Below are 21,908 nucleotides of genomic sequence, written 5' to 3'. Positions count from 1 at the left end.
GTACGGATTGCCTGACCGGCGGTAACCTTGGGCTCAAGTTCGCATCTCCGGCACCTGAGGTCATGCGTCCAATGGGATATTTCTTCCATTATATGAGCATCTTGAGTGCAATGCCCGACTACTTAGCCGACACTAAAAAATCCTTTAACGAATCTTGCTAGATCCGGCGACAATGGTCGCAAATCTATGTGAAGGAAAAAAGGACTGGCAGTGCTGTGTCGACAGCGCTCTTGTTGCTGCGCTTGCTTATGCCCTGCTCGCGTGGACGACGATCTACGTCACTTCGGATCTTCACGCCCATGCGACCATGTGGCCTGCAGACGCGGTCATTCTTGCGCTTCTCCTCAAGCATCCCGCTCGTCACTGGCCCTATATCCTGATCGCCGGTTGGTGCGGCAACCTGATCGCGAATGTGCTCACGCGTGAATGGACGCCGGGGCTGCTTCTGTACGGCGCCATCAACATGGGCCAGACTTGGCTTGCTTGCCGGTTGTTGCTGAAAATCGGCAAGGGCGGTGCGCTTCTTGGAAACGCCCGCACGGTGCTGGGCTTCGTCGTATGCTGCGGCCTGATTGCGCCGCTCGTGGGCGCCTGCGCAGGAACGCTGCTCACGGCGATCAATTATGGCGAAGCGTTCGGTCCCTCCTTCATGCGCTGGTTCCTGAGCAATGCGCTCGGCTACATCGTCCTGACGCCGTTCCTCACCGCCCTGTTCGACGGCAGCTACTGGCACAGCATTCGATCGCGCGGCCCGGCCGAGAAGATCGAAGCCCTGGGACTGCTTGGAGCTCACGCCCTGCTGGCGCTCTTCGTCTTTACGCAGGGCAACATGCCATTGCTGTTCCTGCTGACATCGTCGCTGCTGATCCTCGCCTTCCGTCTCGGCAACCCATCGGTAATGGCCGGAGTGATCGTCATTGCCATCATCGGCGCCACCGCGACCGTACGCGGCATCGGCCCGATCACGATCATGCCTTACGGCAAGGAAGCGCAGGAATTCTATTTCCAGTTCTACCTCGTCATGCTGCTTGCCACATCCCTGCCGGTGGCTACGATCGTGTCAGCGCGCAAGACCGCCTCGCAAGGCCTGGTCGAGCGCGACGAAGCTCTGCGGCTGATGATGGTTCATGCGCCGGGCGGAGTCCTCGCCTTCGACGGGGACGGCATATGCAAGTGGGCCCAGGGCTCGCTCAGGAAATATCTTGGGGTTGACCCTGATCAGGTCATTGGCCGGTCGATGGACGTCGTTTCGCCCCAGGCCAAGGATCTCGCGCTGAAACTGCGCGCAGCGAGCAGGGGCGACTGCGCCCCACCCAGCACTTTCGAGTTTACGCCGATGATGCGGCCCGAGCTTGTCCTTGAAGGATCCATAGGCCTGCTCCGGCCCGGCAGCGCAGTCAGCGGAACCGTCATTACCTTGCGCGATGTGACGGTGCGCAAGGACAGCGACGTTTCCCTCGCATCGAAAGCCTTCAAGGACGATCTTACCGGACTGCCCAATCGTCAGGCCTTGCGCGTGGAACTGGAAGCTGTTGCCAACTGCGCAACCGGCCCGGTCTCTCTTGCGATCGTCGATGTCGATTCACTGAGGGCCATCAACGAATCGCATGGACACAGCGTAGGCGACATCGTCCTGCGAGAAATCTCGCAGCGCATCAAGACGAGCATGCGCGGGGACGATATCGTCGCACGCATCGGCGGCGACGAGTTCGCCATTCTCCTGCACTGCGACGTGGCGACCGCGCAGAACGCGTGCCAGCGCATGGTCGAGCATGTCAGGCAAGCGCCCGCCTTCAGCCAGGATTCCGTACACATCCTGGCGACAGTCAGCTGCGGCATAGCCGAGTTTCACGCGGCTGACTTGCCGGACCGGGTCTTCCACAATGCGGATATCGCGCTGCACGAAGTGAAGCGCTTCGGCCGCAATGGCGTGAGGGCCGCGGCCTGACTCTCCCCCGAAGAAGGGAGATTCAGGGCGCTGGCCTGCTCAATCCTCCAACTGGAGATCCGGCACGATCAGATGAATGAAGGCCAGGGCGCACAAGTACGCCACGCTGCAGATAGCGAAGATCGGCCCGTAACCCAGGCCGCTATCCAGCGACCAGCCGGCGAACTCGATCATCGCCGTTCCTGAAAGGTTGCCTGCCACCGCGCCCACGGCAATGACGCTTGCCATGCGTGCCGAGGGCACAATGTCGGCAGCCATGCCAAAGATGTTCGTCGAAAATCCCTGGTGCGCGAACAGGCCGAAACCGATGAACACGGCAGCGAGCCAGGGATTGTCGGTCTGCAGGGCGAACAGCATGATCAGCACGGTCACTGCAAAGAACAGCATCGACATCTTGCGGGCGCGATTGACCGAATAACCGCGGCCAAGAAGGATCGGATAGAGTCCACCGGACGTGATCGCGCCAAGTGCCGCAAGTAGAAAGATGATCGCGATGGGCCAGCCGAGGTCGGCCTGGTCCATCCCGAAGGCCCGGTTGAAGAAGTCGGGCATCCAGAACAGCACGAACCACCAGACACAGTCTGTGAAGGCCTTGGCGCCGGCCACTGCCCAGGTTCTGCGGTCACTCAGCATCTCCCCCCACCTGACGGGAGCGCGCTCGGCTACGTGATGGAGCGGCTTGATACCGCGCATGGTCGGCCACCAGAATGCCAGCCAGATGAAGCCGAGACTTCCGGTCACGATGAAGGCCGCCTTCCAGCCGAAGGCGATGGCAAAGGGCGGGATCAGCAAAGGCGTGATGATGGCGCCAATGTTGGGCGCGGTATTGATCAGGCCGATGGCGACGTTTCTCTGCCTTGCGGGCAGATAGATCGACGCGGCCTTAAGCCCAGCCGGGGTGCTGACCGATTCGCCAACGGCCAGAACCACGCGTGCGGCGACGAACTGCTGGACGCTCGCAGCAAGAGCATGGGCCATGCCTGCCGCGCTCCAGACCGCGATGGCGATGCCGTAGGCAAGGCGGACGCCGAGTCTGTCGACAAACCAGCCCACGCCCAACAGGGCCGCCGCCGCCGCGATCTGGAAGGTGGCACCCAGGTGGGCATAGTCTGTGTCTGTCCAACCGAATTCGGCTTCGAGCGTCGGCTTGAGCAGGGCAAGTACCTGCCTGTCGACGTAGTTGAGGGCATTGCCCACGAAAAGGAGCACGACCAACAGGACGACGATCCTGCTCGCCACCTTTTCGCGCATCATCTCCTCTTGCGATACCACCAGCATTCTCCCGGTCCCCGGCACTTCCAGCCGATTTGTTGTTGCAGCTTAGCGCCGGCGCCTGATAAGGAAAGCAAAATATGACACCGTTAGACATATGGGATAGGAGAGAGGAATGAGAGGTGTGGACTGGCAGGCTTCACCCCATGCTGGCGACCTGTTCGGAGAACTGCAACTCGGCGATGATGCCCCGCCGCCGGGCAAGCGTGCGCCCTCGCACCTCATCCCCGGACTGCTTGCCTGCTCTGCCGCGGCCGGTGCTGCCGCCTGGCTTTCGGACCATTATGGATTCCCGATCATTCTCATGGGCCTGCTGATCGGACTGGCCCTCAATTTCATCTCGCGCGATCAGGATACGCACGCCGGTCTCGACTTTGCCTCGCGCACCTGCCTGCGGCTGGGGATCGTCGTACTCGGCCTGCAGATTACATTCGTCCAGATCGAGGCGCTCGGCATTCAGCCCTTCGCCGCGTTGCTCGTGATCATGGCCATCGCCTTCAGTGCGGGCCTGGCAGGCGCGCGCATTTCCCGTCAGTCTCGGTATGCCGGCATACTGGCAGGCGGCGCCACGGCCATTTGCGGCGCCAGCGCGGCTCTCGCGCTCTACGGGGTGATTGGCAAGGAAAGGCTGAGCCAGGCCCAGTTCGCGCTCACCCTTGTGGGCGTATCGCTGGCCAGTGCCATTGCCATGTCGATCTATCCGGCACTGGCCGGACAAATGGGATTCGACGACAAGCAGGCCGGCTTCCTGATCGGGGCGTCCATTCACGACGTCGCTCAAGCGATCGGCGGTGGCTATGCCTACTCAGACGTGGCCGGATCCTATGCTACGATCGTCAAACTTGCACGAGTTGCCTTGCTTGCACCTATCGTCATGCTCGTAAGCCTCTGGCTGGGGCCCAGCTCCGGACAGGAAAGCCGCCCGGCCTGGCGTCGCTTCAGCCCTCCGTGGTTCATCACTGCCTTCATCGCCGTCGTTGCCCTCAACAGTCTCGTCGCACTGCCCGAGGCGGCAAAGACTGCGGCACTGTCCGGATCAAAGGCCCTGCTGCTTCTTGCCGTAACGGCTACGGCGATGCGATCGCGCATGGACCTGCTGATCGAGCTGGGCTGGCGATCGCTGACACCGGTGATCGTCGCCACTTTGGCGAGCTTTCTGGCGGCGCTGGCCTTTGTCAGCCTGAGCATCGGCAGCTGAAATATTCGACCCGGCCATAGGAGGAGCACAAGGTCAGGCAAGAAGGGTGTCACAAAGCAAAGTGCACTGGATAAAAGCAGAATCGTGGCCAACCGTCCTCCGATCTGGCGGGAACCCCTTGGTCTTCGAAATGTATTCATCGCAGCTATCACTCCAAAGCCGCGACCCGCCCCGCCTCCGCCACCGCGTGTCCCCGGCCGGATTGACGTTCCGGCTTTTCGTCCAAATTTTCCGAGTGCAGCTCACAGCCAAAGGAAGAGCGACATGAAGTTCAGCACTCGATACACAATTGGCGCAGCCATCGGCGCCATGGCATTGACGGCAGGTTATGCGCAGGCAGAAGTGCCCGGCGCCGGTGATGCGCAAGCGCAGATGGCAGGGCCGCCCGCTCCGGCACAGCAACCATCAACCACTGCGCAGGCGCCAACCGACGCGCCGGCCCCTGCCCAGAACTCCGCGACTTTCAGCGACACCGAGCTTGCGCAGTTTGCCGAAGCCGCCAAGGCCGTGCAGGAGATCCAGGCCGACGCCAGCATAGCCGCGTCGGACAAGCAGACCAAGGCAGCCGCGGCGGTCCAGGAAAAGGGCCTGACCCCGCAGAAGTTCAACGAAATCGCGATGGCCACACAGTCCGATCCGGCCTTGATGCAGCGCATTCAGGCTGCCGCGGCCAAGGCCCCGGGTTCAGGCACGCCTTGAAGCAGAACCTGAGCTTGCGAGGTTCGAAAGGCTTTTCATAAGCCGTAGAGGGCATGGTGCCCCCATCGAAACTCGAATGTACAAATCACTGGTTTCGCGATCGTCCTGATCGGGATCGGGGCGCATTTCGCCCACGATCTCGATCAGAGGCGCGCACCCTTGGGCAAGGCTCCTCTTGAAAGCGTGCGAGCACAAGGGGACTATTGATGGATTGAGCCCATGGAGCCGGGAAGACCCACGTAGTCTTCTTGCTTGGTGCGAAAGTCTTGCTGGATCAGCTCAAAGATATCGGCCACGCGCTGGCGCGAATCGGGGCATGCCGACGACAAATTTGCCTTCTTCGACCAGAATCAGGATCACCAACCCGAAACGACAGGCGGATTCACCCGAGCCTTTTTCCGAGAAGCGCCCCGCCGCGCCCTGATGATGCGTCGACGCATCTACGCCGAGCGACCCTGCGCTCTCGGACGGTTTACGCCTTGTCGCGAATGATGTTGCCGCGATCAATTTTCTACGTGATTGTTATTCAGTCATAAAGCTGCCTGCCCGGACGATCCGATGCCGCGCGCCGACAGCGATTTCGCGTGGCGCAAAAGGCAGCGACAAGACCCACTTAACTTTCGACAGCTCACTAAACGCTACAACCGATATACTGAAGCGTAAATCCTGAACGAGGTGTCAACTTCGCCGTATCATATTTCTGAACTGTAATAGTTGTTGCAATGCATCAAGATTAATTCATAATAGGTTCGATAGTGACCTTGCACGCGCTCTGGCGGGCAAGATCAGTTGGCGGGGGCCAGCAACGACAGTTTTGACGAGGTGACCCTCCTCGAACCATGGTTGCCGGTGGGTAGTCGTGTTTTGAGGAACGTGGAGCGGGTTCGTGAAGGGGTCCCTTCTTCTCGAACCCGCTTCATTATCTGCTCGGTCCGCTTGGCTAGCGCACATTCAGGCCCAGTTCGCCAAGTAGCTGTCCTGCCTGCTCGCGCGAGATCGTCGCGCCGCGAAACTGGCTGGCATCGACCAGACGCACACCTCCCAGATCGGCACCGCGCAAGTCTGCCCCATCGAAGCGCGCGCCGTCCATGCCCGCTTCGCGCAGGCTGCATTCGATGAAATGCGCCTGCCGGAAATCGCATTTGCGCAAATCAGCCTGGGAGAAATCGATCCGGTTGAGATTTGACCTGCGAAACGAGTGACCGGCCAGGTTGGCGTTTACCAGGAGGGTTTCGTCGAAGGCGACATCCATGCCGCGCAGGTCAGTCAGGTCCGCACCGGTAAGCTTGCATCGCTCGATCCTCGCGCCCTGCAAGTTCGCGCGCTTGAAGGTGGCGTTGTTGAAATCGCAGGCGACGAGGCGCGCATCGCTCAGGTCGCTGGCAAGGAAATTGGCAAAAGCCCCTCGGCACGATTGCCAGACGGCACCTTCCAGATTGGCACGTGTCACGTCTGCGTGGCGCAGATTGCAACGCTCGAAAGTCCATCCCGCCATGTCGAGCCCGGAAAGATCGACTTCCTCAAAGGAGCAATCGACCAGCGTCTGCACCGCTCCCTGCATCCGCTCAAGGTCAGTCCGTGACAAGATCAGCTCGCGCAAGGCGCGATCGGAAAACAGATCATCCATGAACGCGTGTTAGACCGTGAGCCTTTCGCAGGCCAGACAGGTCCTGCCGGCTTTGACCGGATTTCCTTTCGCGGGGATCGATCCGGGAAAAGGCGGCAAACACAAGCGGGAGGCGCCGCTCGCCTTATATTCGAGGGCAAAGGCGCCTATCTTGTAGTCATGGACCGCATTCGCAGATCGATCGCCGGACAAGTCCATGCCCTCATCGGTTCCCGGTCGGGGGAGATCGACCGCGATCGCGTAGCCGGCGACCAAGGACTCTTCGGACCCTCCTCGGTGACATGGCGGGTTCACGGTGATTTCACGACGATGATGATCGGCGGGCTTTCCGCGCTCCTTCTGCAAATGCTTCACCCCCGGGTCCTTGCCGGTGTCTGGGACCACTCGAACTTCCGGGAAGACCCATTGGGGCGGCTGCGCCGCACGGCGCAATTCGTCTCCGGCACGACCTATGGTTCAACGCGTCAGGCCCTTGCGCTGATCGAGCAGATCAACGCCATCCACGACCGGGTTCGGGGGCATCTGCCCGACGGTACGCCTTATCATGCGCGCGATCCCGATCTGTTGACCTGGGTCCATGTTACCTCGGCGACCAGTTTCCTGCGTGCCTATGTGCGCTATCGCGATCCATTGCTGCCGTTTGCCGATCAGGACAAGTATCTGGCGGAAATGTCCGAGATCGCACATCGGCTTGGAGCTGAAAATGTCCCCACCAGCCTCAGGCAATGCGAACTCTATTTCGAAGCCACGCGCCCGCAACTGAAGGTCGACGGGCGAACGCGGGAGGTCGCTCATGCCCTGCTCTCGCCCCGCCCTTCCCGGCTTGGGCCCCGGCTGTTTCGCACCATGAGCAGCAAGGCCGCCATCGACCTGCTGCCCCACTGGGCCGCCCGCATGCATCGCCTGTCCGTGCAGGGACCCGAACGGCTTCTGGTGCGCAGCAGCGCTCAAGGCGCGCAAGTTCTCCTGCACTGGGCCCTGCGGGATCGCACTGCGCGCCGCGCCATGGAAGAGTCGACCGCAAGCTAGCGTCGAGAACGCCTGCGGGAGGCAATCGGCCTTCCCATTACCCCTTACGCGATCTCTTCCTCTGCGAATGCATCGATATCGCCGGGCTTGCGCAGCATCTTGTCCACTTCGCCGGCATGGACTTCCTCTGCATAGATCATCTTGCGCGCATATTCCTCCAGCGTGACGGACTTGCCGTCCACGACGTCGAGCAACTGCCGATAGAGTTTGAGCGCCTCGCCTTCAGCGGCGAGGGATTCGCGCAGGATCGCCCCGATATCGTGCTCGTGACTCTCCAATAGCGGACCGATGCGCAGGGATGGATGGCTGCCCAGCAGGGTCACCATTTCCCCCGCTTCCTGCGCGTGCAGCAGTGACTCATCGGCCTGGCTACGCAACCACGAAACAATCGGAATGCGCCCAAAGCCGAAGACGAGAAATGAATAGTGCGTGTAACGAACGACGCCCGCCAATTCCTGTTCGAGAATGCTGTTCAGCAACCCGACGACGCGCTCCTTGTCGATCTGTGGCATGGGAGTCTCCTTTCCGGTCAGATTCCCCGCTGGCCCTCGCCGACAAAATCTTCTCATGTCGGAAAAGCCCGGAATTGACCGTACCACACTTTGGTCCGCCGCGCAGTATGCAGTGCGAAACGATCCAGCGTAGCGACATGAAATATTCCTGCCGGCCTCGCCAAATCCTCCCCGCTCTGCCAAGGGCTGACCAAACCGGAGATAAAGACATGTCGGGCGACTCAGAGGACTACATCTACGACGAGGAAAGCGGCGAATGGCTGCCTGCCTCGGAACTGGCGGCGAAGCGCGCGGCGCAAGACCTTGTGGAAGTGCGCGATGCAGTCGGCAACCTGCTGGCCGATGGCGACGCAGTGACGCTGATCAAGGATCTCGACGTGAAAGGCGCCGGCCAGACCCTCAAGCGCGGTACGCTCATCCCCTCGATCCGGCTTACCGGCGATGCGCAGGAGATCGACTGCAAGTATCCCGGCATCAAGGGCCTGGTGCTGCGCGCCGAATTCGTGCGCAAACGCTGATCAAAGGTCCAAGGTCCCAGGTACATCGTCCGCCGCAAGAACCTTTGCCGAGCCTCGCCCACGGGCGTGATCGGCAAGGATTCCCAGGGTCGCCAGCGTCCCGCCTGTGAGCCCTGCCACGCTGAATGCCATGATGGCAGGCTCGGCGAGGTTCGCGAACTGTCTGGCGCAGATACCGATAGGTTCGAAAAACTTGCTCATGGGGGGCATCTCCTGTGGGTCGCACAGCTTATGCCGATGCGCGGATTTCAGGAGAATTCAGATAAAACCGGTCTTTTTGTTCAGGATTTTCGAATGCCTGGATTGTAACGAAGCTGCGCCGGGAGCCGATGGACGCGCCTAACCGGCGGCTCTCCCCTCAGACTCCTTCAACGGGGCCATCGCGACCCGATTGCGACCGCTTCTCTTGGCCTCGTACAAGGCTGCATCGGCGGCCTGAACCAAGCCATCGCGGTTACAGTGAGCCGGCGCGCAGGCAACCCCGGCCGATACGTTGATTTGTCCCAGGATCCTGTCCGCGTGCCGCAGGCGCAATGCAGCGATCGATGCCCTGACACCTTCGACCCGCCGCTCGGCTTCTTCGGGGCCGAGGCCGGGCATCAGGAGCAGGAACTCCTCGCCGCCATAGCGAAAGACATGGTCGTCGGAACGCACAGCGTCCTTGAGGGCCTTCCCGACCGCGCGCAGAACCGCATCGCCAGCGTCGTGTCCATATTCATCGTTGAAGCGCTTGAAGTGATCGATGTCGATCATGGCGCAGCTGATCGACAACTCGGGCTGGGCGCCTGCAACGTGGCTTTCAAGAGCCACCTCGAGCTTGCGCCGGTTCGAGAGGCTGGTCAGGGGATCCGCCATGGCCATGTCCTGCAAAGCGTCGCGCAGCCGCAGGTTGTCGAGGGCCAGTCCGACATTTTCAGCCAGGATATTCAGGTAGACATCGGAGACGGTTGCGGAAGCACCGCCGGCAGCAAACTCGAAATAGAGCAGGCCCAGTGTCCCGCGCCGCGCGACGAGCGGAAGACAGATCGTTTCGGCAACACCCTGTCCGGTCGGTTCGAGGTGATCGCAGGGCACGTCGATCACACTTCCCGCCGCCTTGTGCAGGCCGCCGCGCCGCAGGGCCCAGCACGCGCTGACCGGGAAACTTGACCGCGATTGCTGCGGCTCGAGCCACGAGCAGAACTCAACCATCTCGTCCCGCTCGGAATCGAGCAGGAACAGGCTCCCCGCCGCCGAGGGGACAATGCTGGGAATGAAGCGTTCGACGATGCCACGCAGATCGCCGATCGTGTCGCAGTTCTGCATGCGCTGGGTCATGCGCGAGAGCAGGTCACGCACGCTGCGGTCGGCATCGCGCTCCTGTTCGAGCCGTTGCCGTTCGATGCCGTTCTCGCGAAAGATCCGCAGAGCCTGCGCCATGTCGCCGATCTCGTCGATCTGGTCGTAAATCGGCGGTTCGGCGGCGTAGTCCTGGGCAGCGAGCCTCGTCACGACGTCGCTGAGCTTCACGACCGGATGAAGCACGCGGCGGCGGAATATGAAATAGAGAACGCACAGGAACAGCAGGCCGGTTATGCCCAGCATCACTTCCGATGTGGTCCGCCAGAGCCGCGAGGTGCGCACGGCTTCCTGCATTGCCGCCTCAGTTCGCTGGTCGATCCGGCTCTGAAACTTGACGACCCCGACCTGGATGCGCTCCAGCTCGCGCTCATACTCTGGCGAGAACAGGACGGCGATGGCCTGATCGCGTTTCCCTTCGCCGCGCACCTTGATGGCGGCATCCTGTTCGTCCAGCAGGGCGTCGGCCTGCCGAAACACCTGGCGCAGGTCGTACAGCTCCGCGCTGCTCGCGCCTGCATCGCGAATATGACGGGCGCGGTCCTCTACCTTCGCAAGTTCCTTGAGCTCATGTCGATAGGCGGTGAGGTCGGCCAAGCTGCCGCTGATCGCGTACTGGCGCGCAAGCCCGCTCAGAACCCCGACATCTTCGGCTACGAGCGACGTCGCATGATCGAGTTCGTAGCGCTGCTGTACGGCATCGCGCTCCTGCTTCTGGGCGGCCGATGCCATGAGCATGGTCGCGCCCGATGCAAGCGTGAGGGCAACGGTCGCGCCATATGCCCAGTTGGTGATGGTCGATAAGCGCATGATGCAGGCCTATAGACCACGTGAACTAGCCAATCGTTAAGGGCTTGATCAGGTGCTCTGACTTGCCCACGCGTCCGGACGTGTCCGTCCCCGCCCGGCTTCAGGCCGCGATCAGGACGCCCTTGTAGATGGGATCCTCCAACGCCCGCCCCGCGCCGTTCGCCACGCAAAGCAGCGGATTGTCCGCGACGGTCACGGGAAGTCCGGTTCCGCGCGAAAGAATCACGTCGAGGTGATCGAGCAGAGCGCCCCCGCCCGTCATGACGATCCCCTGGTCGACAATATCCGCCGCCAGTTCCGGCGCGGTATTCTCCAGCGCATTCAGAACAGTCTCGACGATCTGGTTGACCGATTCGGAGATCGCCTCGGCAATCTCCGCCTGACTGATCTCGATCTCCTTGGGCACGCCATTCACCAGGTCGCGCCCCTTGGTGCGGATCACCTGTCCGCAACCGTCCTCCGGCATGCGCGCGGTGCCGATCGCCAGCTTGATGCGCTCGGCGGTCACTTCGCCGATCATCAGGTTATGCTTGCGACGCACGGCAAGAGCGATCGCCTCGTCGAGCTTGTCTCCGCCGATGCGAACGGACGTGCTGTAGGCCGATCCGCGCAGGGAGAGGACGGCGACTTCGGTCGTCCCGCCCCCGATATCGACGACCATCGCGCCGACCGGCTCGGTCACTGGCATCCCCGCGCCGATTGCCGCCGCCATCGATTCCTCGATGAACCAGACTTTCGACGCGCCCGCCTGGCTTGCCGCATGTTGAATGGCGCGGCGCTCCACCGGCGTCGAACCGGAGGGCACGCAGATCGCGATTTCGGGCCGGCGCGGCAAGCGGCTCGGCCGATCGTGCGCCTTGTCGATGAAATGCTTGATCATCAGTTCAGCCACATCGATATCGGCGATCACGCCCCCGCGAAGGGGCCGGATCGTGGAAACATTATCAGGCGTCTTGCCCATCATCAGCTTCGCATCGCTGCCGATCGCCCGCACACGCGGAATGCCGCCCAGGGTCTCGAGCGCGACAACGGAGGGTTCGTTCAGGACGATGCCCCGGTCGCGGACGTACACGAGCGTGTTCACCGTTCCCAGATCGATCGCCATGTCGTGAGAAGAGAAATTGAATAAGCGCGATAATCGCATTCTGAAATCCGGACCCTAAAGGTGGCTTATTGCGGGTTGTCGATCCACGCTGCCTTGACCGGACGGCGCGTGTGAGGGGGCGGAGACGGCGTCAACCACCCGTGCGTTCGACTGCCAGTTGCATGCGATGGCTGGCCTCCATCCCGGTCCCATGGCCAGAAAACGGCGGCAGTTCGGGGCTCCTATCGGCCGGGCCGGGAATCGCCTAGGCTGCCAGCATGGATAACCTCTCGAAACCCTCGCATCACGCGAATCCGAAGTACAGGACCATGGGCGCACCGTTGGCATGACGCCCGTCTGCCGTTGCGCATGGGCCCAAGGCGATCCGGTGATGGAAGCCTATCACGATGCCGAATGGGGCGTGCCGGTCCGCGATCCTCGCCTCCTGTGGGAGATGCTTGTCCTGGAAGGCTTTCAGGCCGGACTGTCCTGGCGAACGATCCTGCACCGGCGCGACGGCTTTCGGCGCGCCTTTGACGGCTTCGATCCTGAAGTCATCGCGGCTTACGGCACGGACAAGGTCGAAGCCCTGATGCAGGACGAGGGCATCATCCGCGCCCGCGCCAAGATCGAAGCCACCATCGGCAATGCCAGGGCGTACTTGCGCATGCGCGAGGAAGGCCGGAACTTCGCGGAATTCATCTGGTCTTTCGTGGACGGAAAGACCCAGGTCAACGATGGCACTATCATACCGGCGAGCACCCATACCTCCGCCGCGCTGTCCAAGGCCCTCAAGGTTGAAGGCTTCAAGTTCGTCGGGCCAACGATTGCCTATGCGTTCATGCAGGCCGTCGGCATGGTCGACGATCACGAGCCCGGCTGCTTTCGTCGTGCCTGACGGGTATCGCAGCGCGCAAAGCAGTTGCCTGCTCTCCCATTGCGCTCGATCGGCGGGTCAATTGCCCTTTTCGTTGAACGATACGGCCGCGTTTGGATCGTCGGGTCCCTGACCGATGCCGCCTGTCATGGGCCCGACCACACACGTCTGCGGATTGAAAGGTCCAGACGCATACATTGTAACTTCAGCGCCATCGGGCCCGCTCGTGCGAAAGCGCAGCTGCGCCGACGCGGCCTTGCCATTGGCGGGCACGTCCGCGCGAAAATCGACGAAGTCGAATGATGAGGTGCCCGGTGGAAGTGCAGCGCTCACACGTTGGACAAGGGCGTTGAGGAAGGCCGCATCTTTGGCGCGGCAGATGTCAGCGGGGCTTGCCGCATAGAGATCCGCCTTTCGAATGGTATAGCTGGTCGGCATCGGGTCAGGCTGCGACGCCTTCTCAGCTGATCCGCAAGCCGTCAGCATGGCTAGCAAAGCCAAGGACCAGGCCATTGCCCCGGAACGTCTGCAGATGCTGCCGGATCGATTGCGGGTTCTCATGGTCGCTGCGGCAAGGGTCGTGGCTGGGTCTTTCGTCGAGATGAAGTGCCGCGCGCAGATATGTCCCTCCGCATCCTCGGTAGCGAGCGCGAATTTAGTGCCGCCTGCCTCTATGGCGCCGAAAGGCGACATTCTTTCAGTCATTCGAATGACCCTGCATACCAGTCGGCAGTTTGCTTCGCTAATGAAACATTTTTGCGTGGCAGTTCAGAAATGCAGGCTCGGCCGATGGCTGCGATCGGACGAGCCATCACTTCAATGCCCGCCACGGCACCGGGGAGAGGCTTTCGCGCAAACATTGCAGGAATGCGCTGGTTCGCCCGCTCCTGCCGTGCCGGGCATGCAATAGCGCAACAACATCTGCGCTGGGCGGTCGCCACTCCGGAAGTACTTCCTGCAAGTTTCCGGCTTCAAGATCCTCGACAACGTCCCACTCGCTGCGGACCATGACACCCATTCCTGCAAGAGCCCATTGCCGAATGATCTCGCCGTCGTTGCTCGACATCACGGGCTTTATTCGGACCGTCACACTTTCATTTTCGTTCTTCGCGAAGCGCCAGAGCGTTACGTCTTCACTGTTTTCACGCAGGGCCAGACATTTATGCGCCGAGAGGTCCTGCGGATGACGGATCGGGCCATTTGCGTCCAGATAGGCGGGCGCAGCGCACAGGATACGGCGGTTCGGGGCAAGGGTAGTTACCAGCCTGTCGCTTTCGGGCAGCGCGCCGATATGTACGATAAGGTCGCAAGTTTCCGCCACTTGCCTCACCGGATTTTCGGACAGGTCCAGCTTGACCGTGACGAAAGGATGGGTTGCTGCGAATGATTGCATGACACTGGCAACGTATCGTCTTCCAAACCCGTAGGGAGCGGCCACGCGAAGATTGCCTCGCACCTGCTCGGTTCGTTTGGACAATCGCTCTGCCAGATCTTCCAGTGCGTGAGCAATGTTCACACCTTCGGTCGCGATCAGCTCCCCTTCGTCAGTCAGGCGAAGTCCGCGCGGGTTCCGGTCGACCAATTTGACACCTACCCGAGTTTCCAGAGCGCGCAGGCGCTGGGTAACTGCCGGAGGCGTTACGTTGAGACGGCGCGCCGCCTCGGCCAGGGAAGTCGAGGTTGAGAGGACTTGGAAGAAGAGGAGGTCCTCATGCGTAACCATTAAGCTCAATCTTAATCCAATATACAATTTACCTTAATTGCATTCTTTACGTGTTCGGATCATCATTTGCAACGCGCAAGTAGGACGGATGTCTCAGATGCGCCTCTCCGATTCTTGCGAAGGCAGACCCTGCAATGACCATGGCAGCTTGCGATATGCACTATATTGGTGGCGAATGGATTGCGCCGGTCGAAGCGGGCCGTGTAGTTGCGGTAATCAGCCCGGCAAGCGAAACGCAGATCGGAACCGTAATCGCCGGAGGATCGGCAGAGGTAGATAAGGCAGTCGCTGCCGCCCGGAGGGCCCTTCCTGCCTTCTCTTCCACGACACCAGCCGAGCGAGCGGAATTGCTCGGTCGCATTCTTGCGCTGATGGAAGATCGTGCCGAAGACTTCGCACAAATCATCACAGCCGAGATGGGCTGCCCGATAGGCTTTTCCCGAAGCGCACAAGTTCCATTTGGCTTGGCCCATATCCGCGCTGCAATCGAGGTACTGGGCAGGTTCGAGTTTTCCCGCCGACAGGGCACGACAATGATTGCCCGCGAAGCAATCGGAGTGTGCGCACTCATCACGCCCTGGAATTGGCCGCTTTACCAGATGACGGCCAAAGTTGCTCCGGCTCTTTCGACCGGTTGCACAATGGTCCTCAAGCCCAGTGAGAATTCACCTTTCAGTGCGCAGCTATTTGCGCAGGTGCTCGACGAGGCGGACCTGCCTGCAGGGGTGTTCAACATGGTCACGGGCACAGGACCGGAGGTTGGCGCACTGCTTTCCAGTCATGTCGATGTCGACATGGTTTCGATCACCGGTTCTACTCGTGCCGGGGTGCAGGTAGCGCAGGCGGCTGCACCGACTGTTAAGCGAGTGACGCAGGAATTGAGTGGGAAATCGCCGAATATACTTCTCGATGATGCCGATTTTGCGCGGGTGGTCCCACTCGGCGTAGCCTCTGCAATGCGCAATGCGGGCCAGTCTTGCAGCGCCCCGACGAGAATGCTTGTTCCGAAGCGGCGCCTGCCCGAAGCAGAAGCCCTGGCTGCTGCAGCCGCAGATACCATCATCGTTGGCGACCCGCGGAACGATGAGACCGTCATGGGTCCGCTTGCCAACCGCTCACAGTTCGAAATGGTCCAGGCGATGATCGAATCCGGCATTGCGCAAGGGGCACGGTTGCTTTGCGGCGGTCCCGGCCGCCCAGAGGGTCTGGAGCGTGGCTTCTACACGAAGCCGACCATATTTTCAGACGTTTCATCGGACATGCGCATTGCGCGGGAGGAGATTTTCGGGCCGGTCCTTTGCCTTATCCCTTACGAGGATGAGCAAGACGCGATCCGAATTGCCAACGACACCTGCTACGGCCTGGGCTCGCACGTCCAGTCAGCCGATCTGGACCGTGCGCGGCGCGTGGCGATGCAGGTAAGGGCGGGGCAAGTGCACATCAATTACCCTGCATGGGACGCGCATGCTGCGTTCGGTGGTTACAAGCAATCCGGAAACGGTCGGGAATACGGTAGTTTCGGTTTTGAGGAATACCTCGAGACGAAGTCCGTGCTGGGCTATTTCCCGTCATGAGCGGCGCCGTTGCCGACATTCATTCCCAATCGCATCGGGAGTAAAAACATGAAGAATAACAATTTTCTCGAAAGTGAACGGGATCTGTCCGACCAAATCACCCTCGACGATCTGGAAACTCCCTGCTTGATCCTTGATGCGGAACGCATGGAGCGAAACGTGGCGCGCCTGCGCGCACGGCTTGCGAAGTTCGGCGTAACACTGCGCCCACACCTCAAGACGGCCAAGTCGATCGAAGTTGCGCGGGAGGTGATGTCCTCGCCGCAAGGCCCGGCCACCGTATCCACTTTGCGCGAGGCGGAATTTTTCGCCTCGGCAGGGGTGACCGACATTATCTACGCGGTAGGTATCGCACCGGGAAAACTGGAAAAGATCATCGATTTGCGGCGCAAGGGATGCGACCTTGCAGTGGTGCTGGACACGGTCGAGCAAGCTCAGGCGGTCGCTTCTGCATCGATCGATGCCGAAATGGCCATCCCGGCCCTGATCGAGATAGATTGCGACGGGCATCGTTCGGGTGTGTTGCCGCACGACGCAAGACTCCTTCTCGACATTGCGGACGCCTTGACGAGGGGCGGGGAGCTTCGCGGCGTCCTCACCCATGCGGGCGCAAGCTATGATGCGCGCGGTGCCGAGGCGCTTCGGGTCTGCGCCGAGAACGAGCGTGTGGCTGTCGTCGATGCTGCTGCAATCCTGCGGGATGCCGGCCATGCCTGCCCGGTGGTCAGCATCGGCTCCACACCCACAGCCCATTATGCCGAGAATCTTGATGGCGTGACGGAAGTGCGTGCCGGGGTTTTCGTCTTTTTCGATCTGGTCATGGCGGGCATCGGCGTGTGCCGGATCGATGACATCGCCCTTTCCGTGCTGGGGACGGTGATCGGTCACCAGCATGAAAAAGGCTGGATACTTATCGATGCGGGCTGGATGGCGATGTCTCGCGATCGCGGGACATCCAAGCAGGAGGTCGATCAAGGTTACGGGATCGTGTGCGACAGCACCGGCCTTCCCTACGAAGATCTGATCCTGGCCGATGCGAACCAGGAACACGGGATAGTCACGGTGCGCCCCGGCTCGAACGCAGCTTTGCCCGACCTGAAGATTGGCGACCGGGTCCGTATCCACCCCAATCATGCATGCGCGACAGGAGCGCAGCATGGATCGTATCGCGTTGTGCGCGGGAGCGACAACGTCGTCGTGAATGAATGGAAGCGCTTCGGAGGCTGGTAATGAACAATAAACAGCAGGTCATTGAAACGGACAAGGCACCCGCCCCTGCCGGCGCTTATTCTCAGGCCGTCCGGTCCGGGGCGACGCTTTACATTTCGGGTCAATTGCCGATCCGCGCGGACAAGGAACCTCTAGCTGATACGAGCTTCGCCGCGCAGGCTCGTCAGGCAATCGCGAACATGCTTGCCATACTTGAAGCGGCAGGCGGTTCGCCAGCGGACCTTTCGCGGGTTACCGCCTACATTGTCGGCGTGGCGAACTGGCCGGAATTCAACCGCATTTACGGCGAATTGCTTGGCGATGCGCGCCCCGCCCGGACCGTCGTGCCGGTTCCGGAGCTGCATTACGGGTTTCTCGTCGAGATCGACGCGATCGCGACCCTCGATGACGAGGGCTGAGTCTGACTGACGAGCAATATGGCCAAGCGTCAAGCGTTGTCCTTGTATCGGAGCAAGCGGTCCGAACACGAGATAAGCTTCAGCGCGATCACGACACATACTGCTTTGGACTGATCCGAATTTGAAACAATCGGCCAGATCGGGCGCAAACTTGCCAACTTTATCGATGCGTGTTGAGCCAGCATGAAGCAAGTTGGCTCTACACGGGAACGGGTTGGTATCATGGCGAGTAGCGCATCACTGTCACCACATTTGGCCGAAGCCTCGGCAGCAGGCCAGCAAGCTGTCAAAGTGAAATCGCGTCTGGCCAATATCGATGCCCTGCGCGGCTTTGTCATGGTTCTGATGCTTTTGGACCACCTGCGCGAAACGTGGTTCGTCAACTACGCCGTGAGCGATCCGATCAATGCGGCAACCGTGATACCAGCGATTGGATTTGCGCGTTTTGCAGTCAGTTTTTGCGCACCCATCTTCGTCGCGCTTACCGGCCTTGGCGTCTATCTCTTCAGCATGAACCATACGGTCGAGGAAACCTCGTCGTACCTGCTCAAGCGCGGCCTTCTTCTCGTCGCCATCGAATTGTTCTATCTCTCCCCGCTGTACTGGGGGATCGTACCGCAGCCCACGTTCTGGCTTCAGGTCATCTGGGCGATCGGACTGAGCATGATCGCCCTGTCAGTACTGATGCGTCTGCCGCGCCCGGCACTGATCGCGTTCGGCTTGATCATCGTATGCTTCCATAATCTCCTCGATCCGGTTCGGCTGACGCCCGAAAATCCCTGGTTTCCGCTTTGGGCGATCCTGTACCAGCGTGACGTGATCGCGCTGCCATTCGGCTTCGCTGCCAAGACGACCTATCCCCTCTTGCCGTGGCTGGGCGTCATCTCGCTGGGCTATGCCATCGGCAACTGGTTCCGCCCCGATTTCGGGACGGAGAGGCGGCAGCGTAATCTGCTCATCCTCGGCTTCGGAATGATCGCTGCTTTCATCGTGCTGCGCATGCTGAACGTCTACGGCGACAAGCCCTGGTTCGTTGTCGAAGGCGATTTCGTACGCACCACGATCAGCTTCATCTCGATGACGAAGTATCCGCCGTCCCTGCTCTTTCTCCTGCCGACGCTTGGCGGAGGGGCGCTCCTGCTGGTCCTGTTCGAGAAGATCAACGATTCCAGGCTGGTGGAGGCGCTGGCAGTATTCGGTGCAGCGCCGATGTTCTTCTACCTGCTGCACCTGACGGTACTGCGCGTGCTGTACCACAGCGCTCTGGCGATCTGGGGCCCGAACAACGGCAACGCCTACATGTTCGATAACTATCACTGGGTCCTGCTGTGGTACGCCTTGATGATCGTACCGCTGTATATCCCGACCGTTTGGTATGCCCGCCTCAAGCGCCGTCGCCGCGACATCGCCTGGCTGAAATATTTCTGACAGTTCACGGCGCGCCCCGATACGGGGCGCGCATCGGTTCTGCGGGCGGCTCGGGGCATGTCCATGGCAAGGCTGCCCGCAAGGTGCCCCAGGTTAGCGGATCACTTCGAATTCCATATTCTCGCAAAGGGATATGTCTGACCGCAGTTGCCGAATGACCGGCCACCGAGGATCTCGACGCCCTTGCCGATACCGTGTCTCCTACTGGAGACGATCCATTCGGGACCGATGCATGAGCGCTGGAGATCGGCGCTGGGACCCCGCTCCGTTGAAGCGATCGCCCTGCCAATTTCCGGCAGGCTGACTGACGGAGGGAGCCGGTTGGGCGCAGTCTTGTACTGGAGCCGGGCAGGAGCGCGCTCCTGCCCGGTTTGTCGTTAGAGTCCGCCGATTTCGAGCGGCGAACCGTCCACGAGACGCGACAGGCGAAATGGCGCGGCGTCCACACATGGGGTGTCGTTCACCAGCAATTGCGAGGCGAGCAGGCCAATCCCTGGCCCCATGCCAAAACCATGGCCCGAACAGCCCGCGGCCAGGACAAGCCCTTCAACTTTATCCGTTTTCGAAACGACGGGCACCGCATCGGGGGAACAGTCGACAAGCGCGCCCCATGCTCCTGCCAATTCGATACCGGCAAACTGCGGAAACGCACGGGCGACGTTGGCCAGGATCCTGCGTACGAGCCATTGCTGCGGATTGGGATCGAGAACGCGGGTTCTTTCGAAAAGCGTTTCATCGTTCCTGAGCAGCGAGAAAAGAGATTCCGGGCCGGTCACGAAGGAGGGCCCGACCGCCAGCCTGACGTTCTTGAGGCGACGCTTGAACTGAGGCAGGAACTCGCGGGAATAACGGATGCCTTGCGGCGTCAGGTCGATCGTTGCCTTACCGCTGATCGCCAGAGTGTAGCTACCATCAAGCCGTCGCGTCATCGCGAAATCGGGGGCATAAAGACACCCTCCAACGTCGTTCATGGGTTTTGTGCGTATAGCCGTCTGTCGCACGCCGGCTTGCGGGAAGTTGATACCGTGCGGGCGAAGGAAGCGCGAGGCCCAGGCGCCGGCTGCACACAGGACCGCATCGGCCTTGATCAGGCCCTGTTCCGTATTCACGCCAACAACCCGGCCGTTCGTAATCTCGAGAGAGCGGGCGGCGCATCCCTGGTGTATTGTCGCGCCGTGGGCGCGCGCACCGAGCGCGATCGCGGGGGCAGCAAGCGCCGGTTCTGCCTTGCCGTCGTTGGGCGAGGAAACGCCGCCGATCCACTTGCGCGAGCCTTCGGGAATATGCCGAACGATCTCCGCGGCGCTGAGCATTTGCGTCTCGACGCCGTTCTCGAGGCCGTAGGGCTGCCATTTCGCCCATTCGGCCAATTGGGCTTCGTTATCGGTCGCGTAGAAAAGGCCGCAGCGCTGGAAACCAACATCGTGGCCGAGTTCCTTCGAAAATTCGTCCCACAGCCGCATCGAAACCGAGGACAATGGCAATTCGCGGTAATCACGATTTTGTTGACGGCACCAGCCCCAGTTACGGCTGGATTGTTCGCACGCAATATGGCCCTTTTCTATCAGCGCCACTGAATGACCCTGCCGCGCAAGGAAGTATGCCGCCGAGACGCCGACGATACCACCGCCCACGATGACCACGTCGGCGGATTCCGGCAAACGCTCGTCGCTATCTATGCGTTCGACATATGGAGACACTAGCTATAACCCCCGATTGACCATTCAATCCAATCGAACAAATCATCCCATCGCTCGTTCGGCAGATAATTTCGAAGCCTTCAGAAAATTGGCACCTTTCGCGCGAATTGTGCTCCCGTTCTGATTGGACGACAGGTCGAAGGATGTTTCACAACCAACCAGCCTGCCGCCGTCCTTTGCCAGGGCTATCCTCTGTACTATTGCAAGCGCGGCCACGAAGATAGGATCGGCCGCGGGCGTCAATTTGAACGCACCGGCTCAAGTCAACATGACGAGGTGATGGCTCCGCTCCTGAATGCCGACGGCGCGTTCTCGCCGCGCTCTGGCGGGCGAAGATGTCACGACGCATAAACCTGCCCTCCAGGAATAGCGGGGGAAGCCACTCCTTGCATGTTGATGGCGCGGGTGATCTTCAAGTTCCATCCGGCATCAGGTGGCCGCAATCCAGACAGAGTGGGCCATCACGCCTGTCTCGGCAAGATCCTCGCCGATGTCGAAGGCATGGTGTCAACGACCGCCTTTTGCGTGCCATGACCCGGCCCATAGACATGATGTGCTGCCCCCGAAGCCGAGGTGAAGGCGATCACCCCGCTTCCCTGCGGCACCATCGTGCGCGCCGCGTGCCAGCTCCGCAACGTGGGAATTGCGGAGACCTACGTTGTTGATTTCGTCCAGCTTGAGCGGCTTTTCCCAGAAATTGCCGGGGTCGCCAGCTCGCCATAGATCGCCACGATACTATTGCCGCAGATGTCGAGCCGCCGGCTCTCCGCCGCGATCCGCTGGAACCGCGCCTCGGCCTGCCGAACGTCGGCATCGTCGCGGCGGAGCGCGATTTTCCTTTCACCCGCCCCGGTAACGGCCTTGGCGGTTCCAAGGATGGCGCCGAATAACAGGTGGTCGTCCGGCGACTCGCTGCGGCCGGTCGCATAGACCGCCGCGCCAT

General features: G+C 60.9%; 21 protein-coding genes. 11 read left to right on the top strand and 10 right to left on the bottom strand.

Annotated elements, in window-relative coordinates; genetic code table 11:
* Positions 1-172: 172 nt before the first annotated feature.
* On the top strand, positions 173-1,948 hold the full coding sequence (locus JI59_RS19730) for a sensor domain-containing diguanylate cyclase (RefSeq protein WP_007014628.1): 1,776 nt from the start codon (positions 173-175) through the stop codon (positions 1,946-1,948).
* A 39-nt stretch (positions 1,949-1,987) separates the two neighbouring features.
* Here JI59_RS19730 and JI59_RS19725 read toward each other — a convergent pair whose 3' ends face one another.
* Positions 1,988-3,226: an MFS transporter gene (locus JI59_RS19725; RefSeq protein ID WP_007014629.1), complete on the bottom strand. Its 1,239-nt coding sequence runs from the start codon at positions 3,224-3,226 to the stop codon at positions 1,988-1,990.
* 109 nt (positions 3,227-3,335) lie between these two features.
* Here JI59_RS19725 and JI59_RS19720 point away from each other — a divergent pair, with 109 nt between their 5' ends.
* Both JI59_RS19720 and JI59_RS19715 read left to right on the top strand, forming a co-directional pair.
* A complete protein-coding gene (locus JI59_RS19720; RefSeq protein WP_039858130.1) occupies positions 3,336-4,418 on the top strand; it encodes a YeiH family protein in 1,083 nt (360 codons plus the stop codon).
* Positions 4,419-4,682: 264 nt separating this feature from the next.
* A complete protein-coding gene (locus tag JI59_RS19715; RefSeq protein WP_007014631.1) occupies positions 4,683-5,117 on the top strand; it encodes a DUF4168 domain-containing protein in 435 nt (144 codons plus the stop codon).
* A gap of 279 nt (positions 5,118-5,396) precedes the next feature.
* Here JI59_RS19715 and JI59_RS27455 read toward each other — a convergent pair whose 3' ends face one another.
* Positions 5,397-5,624: a hypothetical protein gene (locus tag JI59_RS27455; protein WP_007014632.1), complete on the bottom strand. Its 228-nt coding sequence runs from the start codon at positions 5,622-5,624 to the stop codon at positions 5,397-5,399.
* A gap of 433 nt (positions 5,625-6,057) precedes the next feature.
* The gene (locus tag JI59_RS19710; protein WP_007014633.1) at positions 6,058-6,744 is read right to left on the bottom strand and encodes a pentapeptide repeat-containing protein; all 687 of its coding nucleotides are present in this window, start codon (positions 6,742-6,744) and stop codon (positions 6,058-6,060) included.
* A 159-nt stretch (positions 6,745-6,903) separates the two neighbouring features.
* On the opposite strand from JI59_RS19710, the gene JI59_RS19705 reads away from it, so the two are divergent.
* Positions 6,904-7,773 (top strand): oxygenase MpaB family protein, encoded by an 870-nt coding sequence (locus tag JI59_RS19705; RefSeq protein WP_007014635.1) that lies wholly within the window; start codon positions 6,904-6,906, stop codon positions 7,771-7,773.
* 44 nt (positions 7,774-7,817) lie between these two features.
* On the opposite strand, the gene JI59_RS19700 is transcribed toward JI59_RS19705, so the two are convergent.
* Positions 7,818-8,285: a ferritin-like domain-containing protein gene (locus tag JI59_RS19700; RefSeq protein WP_007014636.1), complete on the bottom strand. Its 468-nt coding sequence runs from the start codon at positions 8,283-8,285 to the stop codon at positions 7,818-7,820.
* A gap of 209 nt (positions 8,286-8,494) precedes the next feature.
* Between JI59_RS19700 and JI59_RS19695 the strand changes: the two genes are divergently transcribed.
* On the top strand, positions 8,495-8,803 hold the full coding sequence (locus tag JI59_RS19695) for an alkylphosphonate utilization protein (RefSeq protein ID WP_007014637.1): 309 nt from the start codon (positions 8,495-8,497) through the stop codon (positions 8,801-8,803).
* Here the strand turns inward: JI59_RS19695 and JI59_RS19690 are convergent, their stop codons facing one another.
* From JI59_RS19690 to JI59_RS19680, 3 genes are all read right to left on the bottom strand, one after another.
* Positions 8,804-9,004, bottom strand: a complete 201-nt coding sequence (locus tag JI59_RS19690) for a hypothetical protein (protein ID WP_007014638.1) — start codon at positions 9,002-9,004, stop codon at positions 8,804-8,806. It abuts the gene before it with no gap.
* A 138-nt stretch (positions 9,005-9,142) separates the two neighbouring features.
* On the bottom strand, positions 9,143-10,951 hold the full coding sequence (locus tag JI59_RS19685) for a diguanylate cyclase (protein WP_007014639.1): 1,809 nt from the start codon (positions 10,949-10,951) through the stop codon (positions 9,143-9,145).
* Between the two features lie 100 nt (positions 10,952-11,051).
* Positions 11,052-12,095 (bottom strand): rod shape-determining protein, encoded by a 1,044-nt coding sequence (locus JI59_RS19680; RefSeq protein WP_039858131.1) that lies wholly within the window; start codon positions 12,093-12,095, stop codon positions 11,052-11,054.
* A gap of 286 nt (positions 12,096-12,381) precedes the next feature.
* Between JI59_RS19680 and JI59_RS19675 the strand changes: the two genes are divergently transcribed.
* Positions 12,382-12,933, top strand: a complete 552-nt coding sequence (locus tag JI59_RS19675) for a DNA-3-methyladenine glycosylase I (RefSeq protein ID WP_081474056.1) — start codon at positions 12,382-12,384, stop codon at positions 12,931-12,933.
* 57 nt (positions 12,934-12,990) lie between these two features.
* Here JI59_RS19675 and JI59_RS27450 read toward each other — a convergent pair whose 3' ends face one another.
* Together JI59_RS27450 and JI59_RS19665 are read right to left on the bottom strand one after the other, a co-directional pair.
* On the bottom strand, positions 12,991-13,350 hold the full coding sequence (locus JI59_RS27450) for a hypothetical protein (RefSeq protein ID WP_041565025.1): 360 nt from the start codon (positions 13,348-13,350) through the stop codon (positions 12,991-12,993).
* A 373-nt stretch (positions 13,351-13,723) separates the two neighbouring features.
* Complete coding sequence (locus JI59_RS19665) at positions 13,724-14,635, bottom strand: LysR family transcriptional regulator (RefSeq protein WP_007014643.1); 912 nt, start codon at positions 14,633-14,635, stop codon at positions 13,724-13,726.
* A gap of 134 nt (positions 14,636-14,769) precedes the next feature.
* Here JI59_RS19665 and JI59_RS19660 point away from each other — a divergent pair, with 134 nt between their 5' ends.
* The 4 genes from JI59_RS19660 (at position 14,770) to JI59_RS19645 (ending at position 19,265) form a co-directional block, all read left to right on the top strand.
* Positions 14,770-16,209: an aldehyde dehydrogenase family protein gene (locus tag JI59_RS19660; protein WP_007014644.1), complete on the top strand. Its 1,440-nt coding sequence runs from the start codon at positions 14,770-14,772 to the stop codon at positions 16,207-16,209.
* Between the two features lie 48 nt (positions 16,210-16,257).
* Positions 16,258-17,439 carry a DSD1 family PLP-dependent enzyme gene (locus JI59_RS19655; protein WP_052118004.1) on the top strand — a complete coding sequence of 394 codons (1,182 nt, stop codon included), beginning with the start codon at positions 16,258-16,260 and terminating at the stop codon, positions 17,437-17,439.
* Positions 17,439-17,837 (top strand): RidA family protein, encoded by a 399-nt coding sequence (locus tag JI59_RS19650; RefSeq protein ID WP_007014646.1) that lies wholly within the window; start codon positions 17,439-17,441, stop codon positions 17,835-17,837. Before JI59_RS19655 ends, JI59_RS19650 begins: the two co-directional genes overlap by 1 nt.
* Before the next feature lie 222 nt (positions 17,838-18,059).
* Positions 18,060-19,265 carry an acetyltransferase domain-containing protein gene (locus JI59_RS19645; RefSeq protein WP_039858134.1) on the top strand — a complete coding sequence of 402 codons (1,206 nt, stop codon included), beginning with the start codon at positions 18,060-18,062 and terminating at the stop codon, positions 19,263-19,265.
* A 377-nt stretch (positions 19,266-19,642) separates the two neighbouring features.
* On the opposite strand, the gene JI59_RS19640 is transcribed toward JI59_RS19645, so the two are convergent.
* Positions 19,643-20,965, bottom strand: a complete 1,323-nt coding sequence (locus tag JI59_RS19640) for an NAD(P)/FAD-dependent oxidoreductase (RefSeq protein ID WP_007014648.1) — start codon at positions 20,963-20,965, stop codon at positions 19,643-19,645.
* A gap of 573 nt (positions 20,966-21,538) precedes the next feature.
* Here JI59_RS19640 and JI59_RS27445 point away from each other — a divergent pair.
* Positions 21,539-21,688, top strand: coding sequence for a hypothetical protein (locus tag JI59_RS27445; RefSeq protein ID WP_007014651.1), 150 nt, complete (start codon positions 21,539-21,541; stop codon positions 21,686-21,688).
* The last annotated feature ends 220 nt before the right edge of the window (positions 21,689-21,908 follow it).

The organism is Novosphingobium pentaromativorans US6-1, from assembly GCF_000767465.1.
Lineage (GTDB): Bacteria > Pseudomonadota > Alphaproteobacteria > Sphingomonadales > Sphingomonadaceae > Novosphingobium > Novosphingobium pentaromativorans.
The sequence above is the reverse complement of the archived record's forward strand: the minus strand, read 5'-3'. Positions and strand labels throughout refer to the sequence as shown.

Coding starts and splice junctions, on each gene's coding strand:
- JI59_RS19730 (WP_007014628.1), top strand. CDS start 173: ATGGTCGCAAATCTATGTGAAGGAAAAAAGGACTGGCAGTGCTGTGTC.
- JI59_RS19725 (WP_007014629.1), bottom strand. CDS start 3,226: ATGCTGGTGGTATCGCAAGAGGAGATGATGCGCGAAAAGGTGGCGAGC.
- JI59_RS19720 (WP_039858130.1), top strand. CDS start 3,336: ATGAGAGGTGTGGACTGGCAGGCTTCACCCCATGCTGGCGACCTGTTC.
- JI59_RS19715 (WP_007014631.1), top strand. CDS start 4,683: ATGAAGTTCAGCACTCGATACACAATTGGCGCAGCCATCGGCGCCATG.
- JI59_RS19710 (WP_007014633.1), bottom strand. CDS start 6,744: ATGGATGATCTGTTTTCCGATCGCGCCTTGCGCGAGCTGATCTTGTCA.
- JI59_RS19705 (WP_007014635.1), top strand. CDS start 6,904: ATGGACCGCATTCGCAGATCGATCGCCGGACAAGTCCATGCCCTCATC.
- JI59_RS19700 (WP_007014636.1), bottom strand. CDS start 8,285: ATGCCACAGATCGACAAGGAGCGCGTCGTCGGGTTGCTGAACAGCATT.
- JI59_RS19695 (WP_007014637.1), top strand. CDS start 8,495: ATGTCGGGCGACTCAGAGGACTACATCTACGACGAGGAAAGCGGCGAA.
- JI59_RS19690 (WP_007014638.1), bottom strand. CDS start 9,004: ATGAGCAAGTTTTTCGAACCTATCGGTATCTGCGCCAGACAGTTCGCG.
- JI59_RS19685 (WP_007014639.1), bottom strand. CDS start 10,951: ATGCGCTTATCGACCATCACCAACTGGGCATATGGCGCGACCGTTGCC.
- JI59_RS19680 (WP_039858131.1), bottom strand. CDS start 12,095: ATGCGATTATCGCGCTTATTCAATTTCTCTTCTCACGACATGGCGATC.
- JI59_RS19675 (WP_081474056.1), top strand. CDS start 12,382: ATGACGCCCGTCTGCCGTTGCGCATGGGCCCAAGGCGATCCGGTGATG.
- JI59_RS27450 (WP_041565025.1), bottom strand. CDS start 13,350: ATGCCGACCAGCTATACCATTCGAAAGGCGGATCTCTATGCGGCAAGC.
- JI59_RS19665 (WP_007014643.1), bottom strand. CDS start 14,635: ATGGTTACGCATGAGGACCTCCTCTTCTTCCAAGTCCTCTCAACCTCG.
- JI59_RS19660 (WP_007014644.1), top strand. CDS start 14,770: ATGACCATGGCAGCTTGCGATATGCACTATATTGGTGGCGAATGGATT.
- JI59_RS19655 (WP_052118004.1), top strand. CDS start 16,258: ATGAAGAATAACAATTTTCTCGAAAGTGAACGGGATCTGTCCGACCAA.
- JI59_RS19650 (WP_007014646.1), top strand. CDS start 17,439: ATGAACAATAAACAGCAGGTCATTGAAACGGACAAGGCACCCGCCCCT.
- JI59_RS19645 (WP_039858134.1), top strand. CDS start 18,060: ATGGCGAGTAGCGCATCACTGTCACCACATTTGGCCGAAGCCTCGGCA.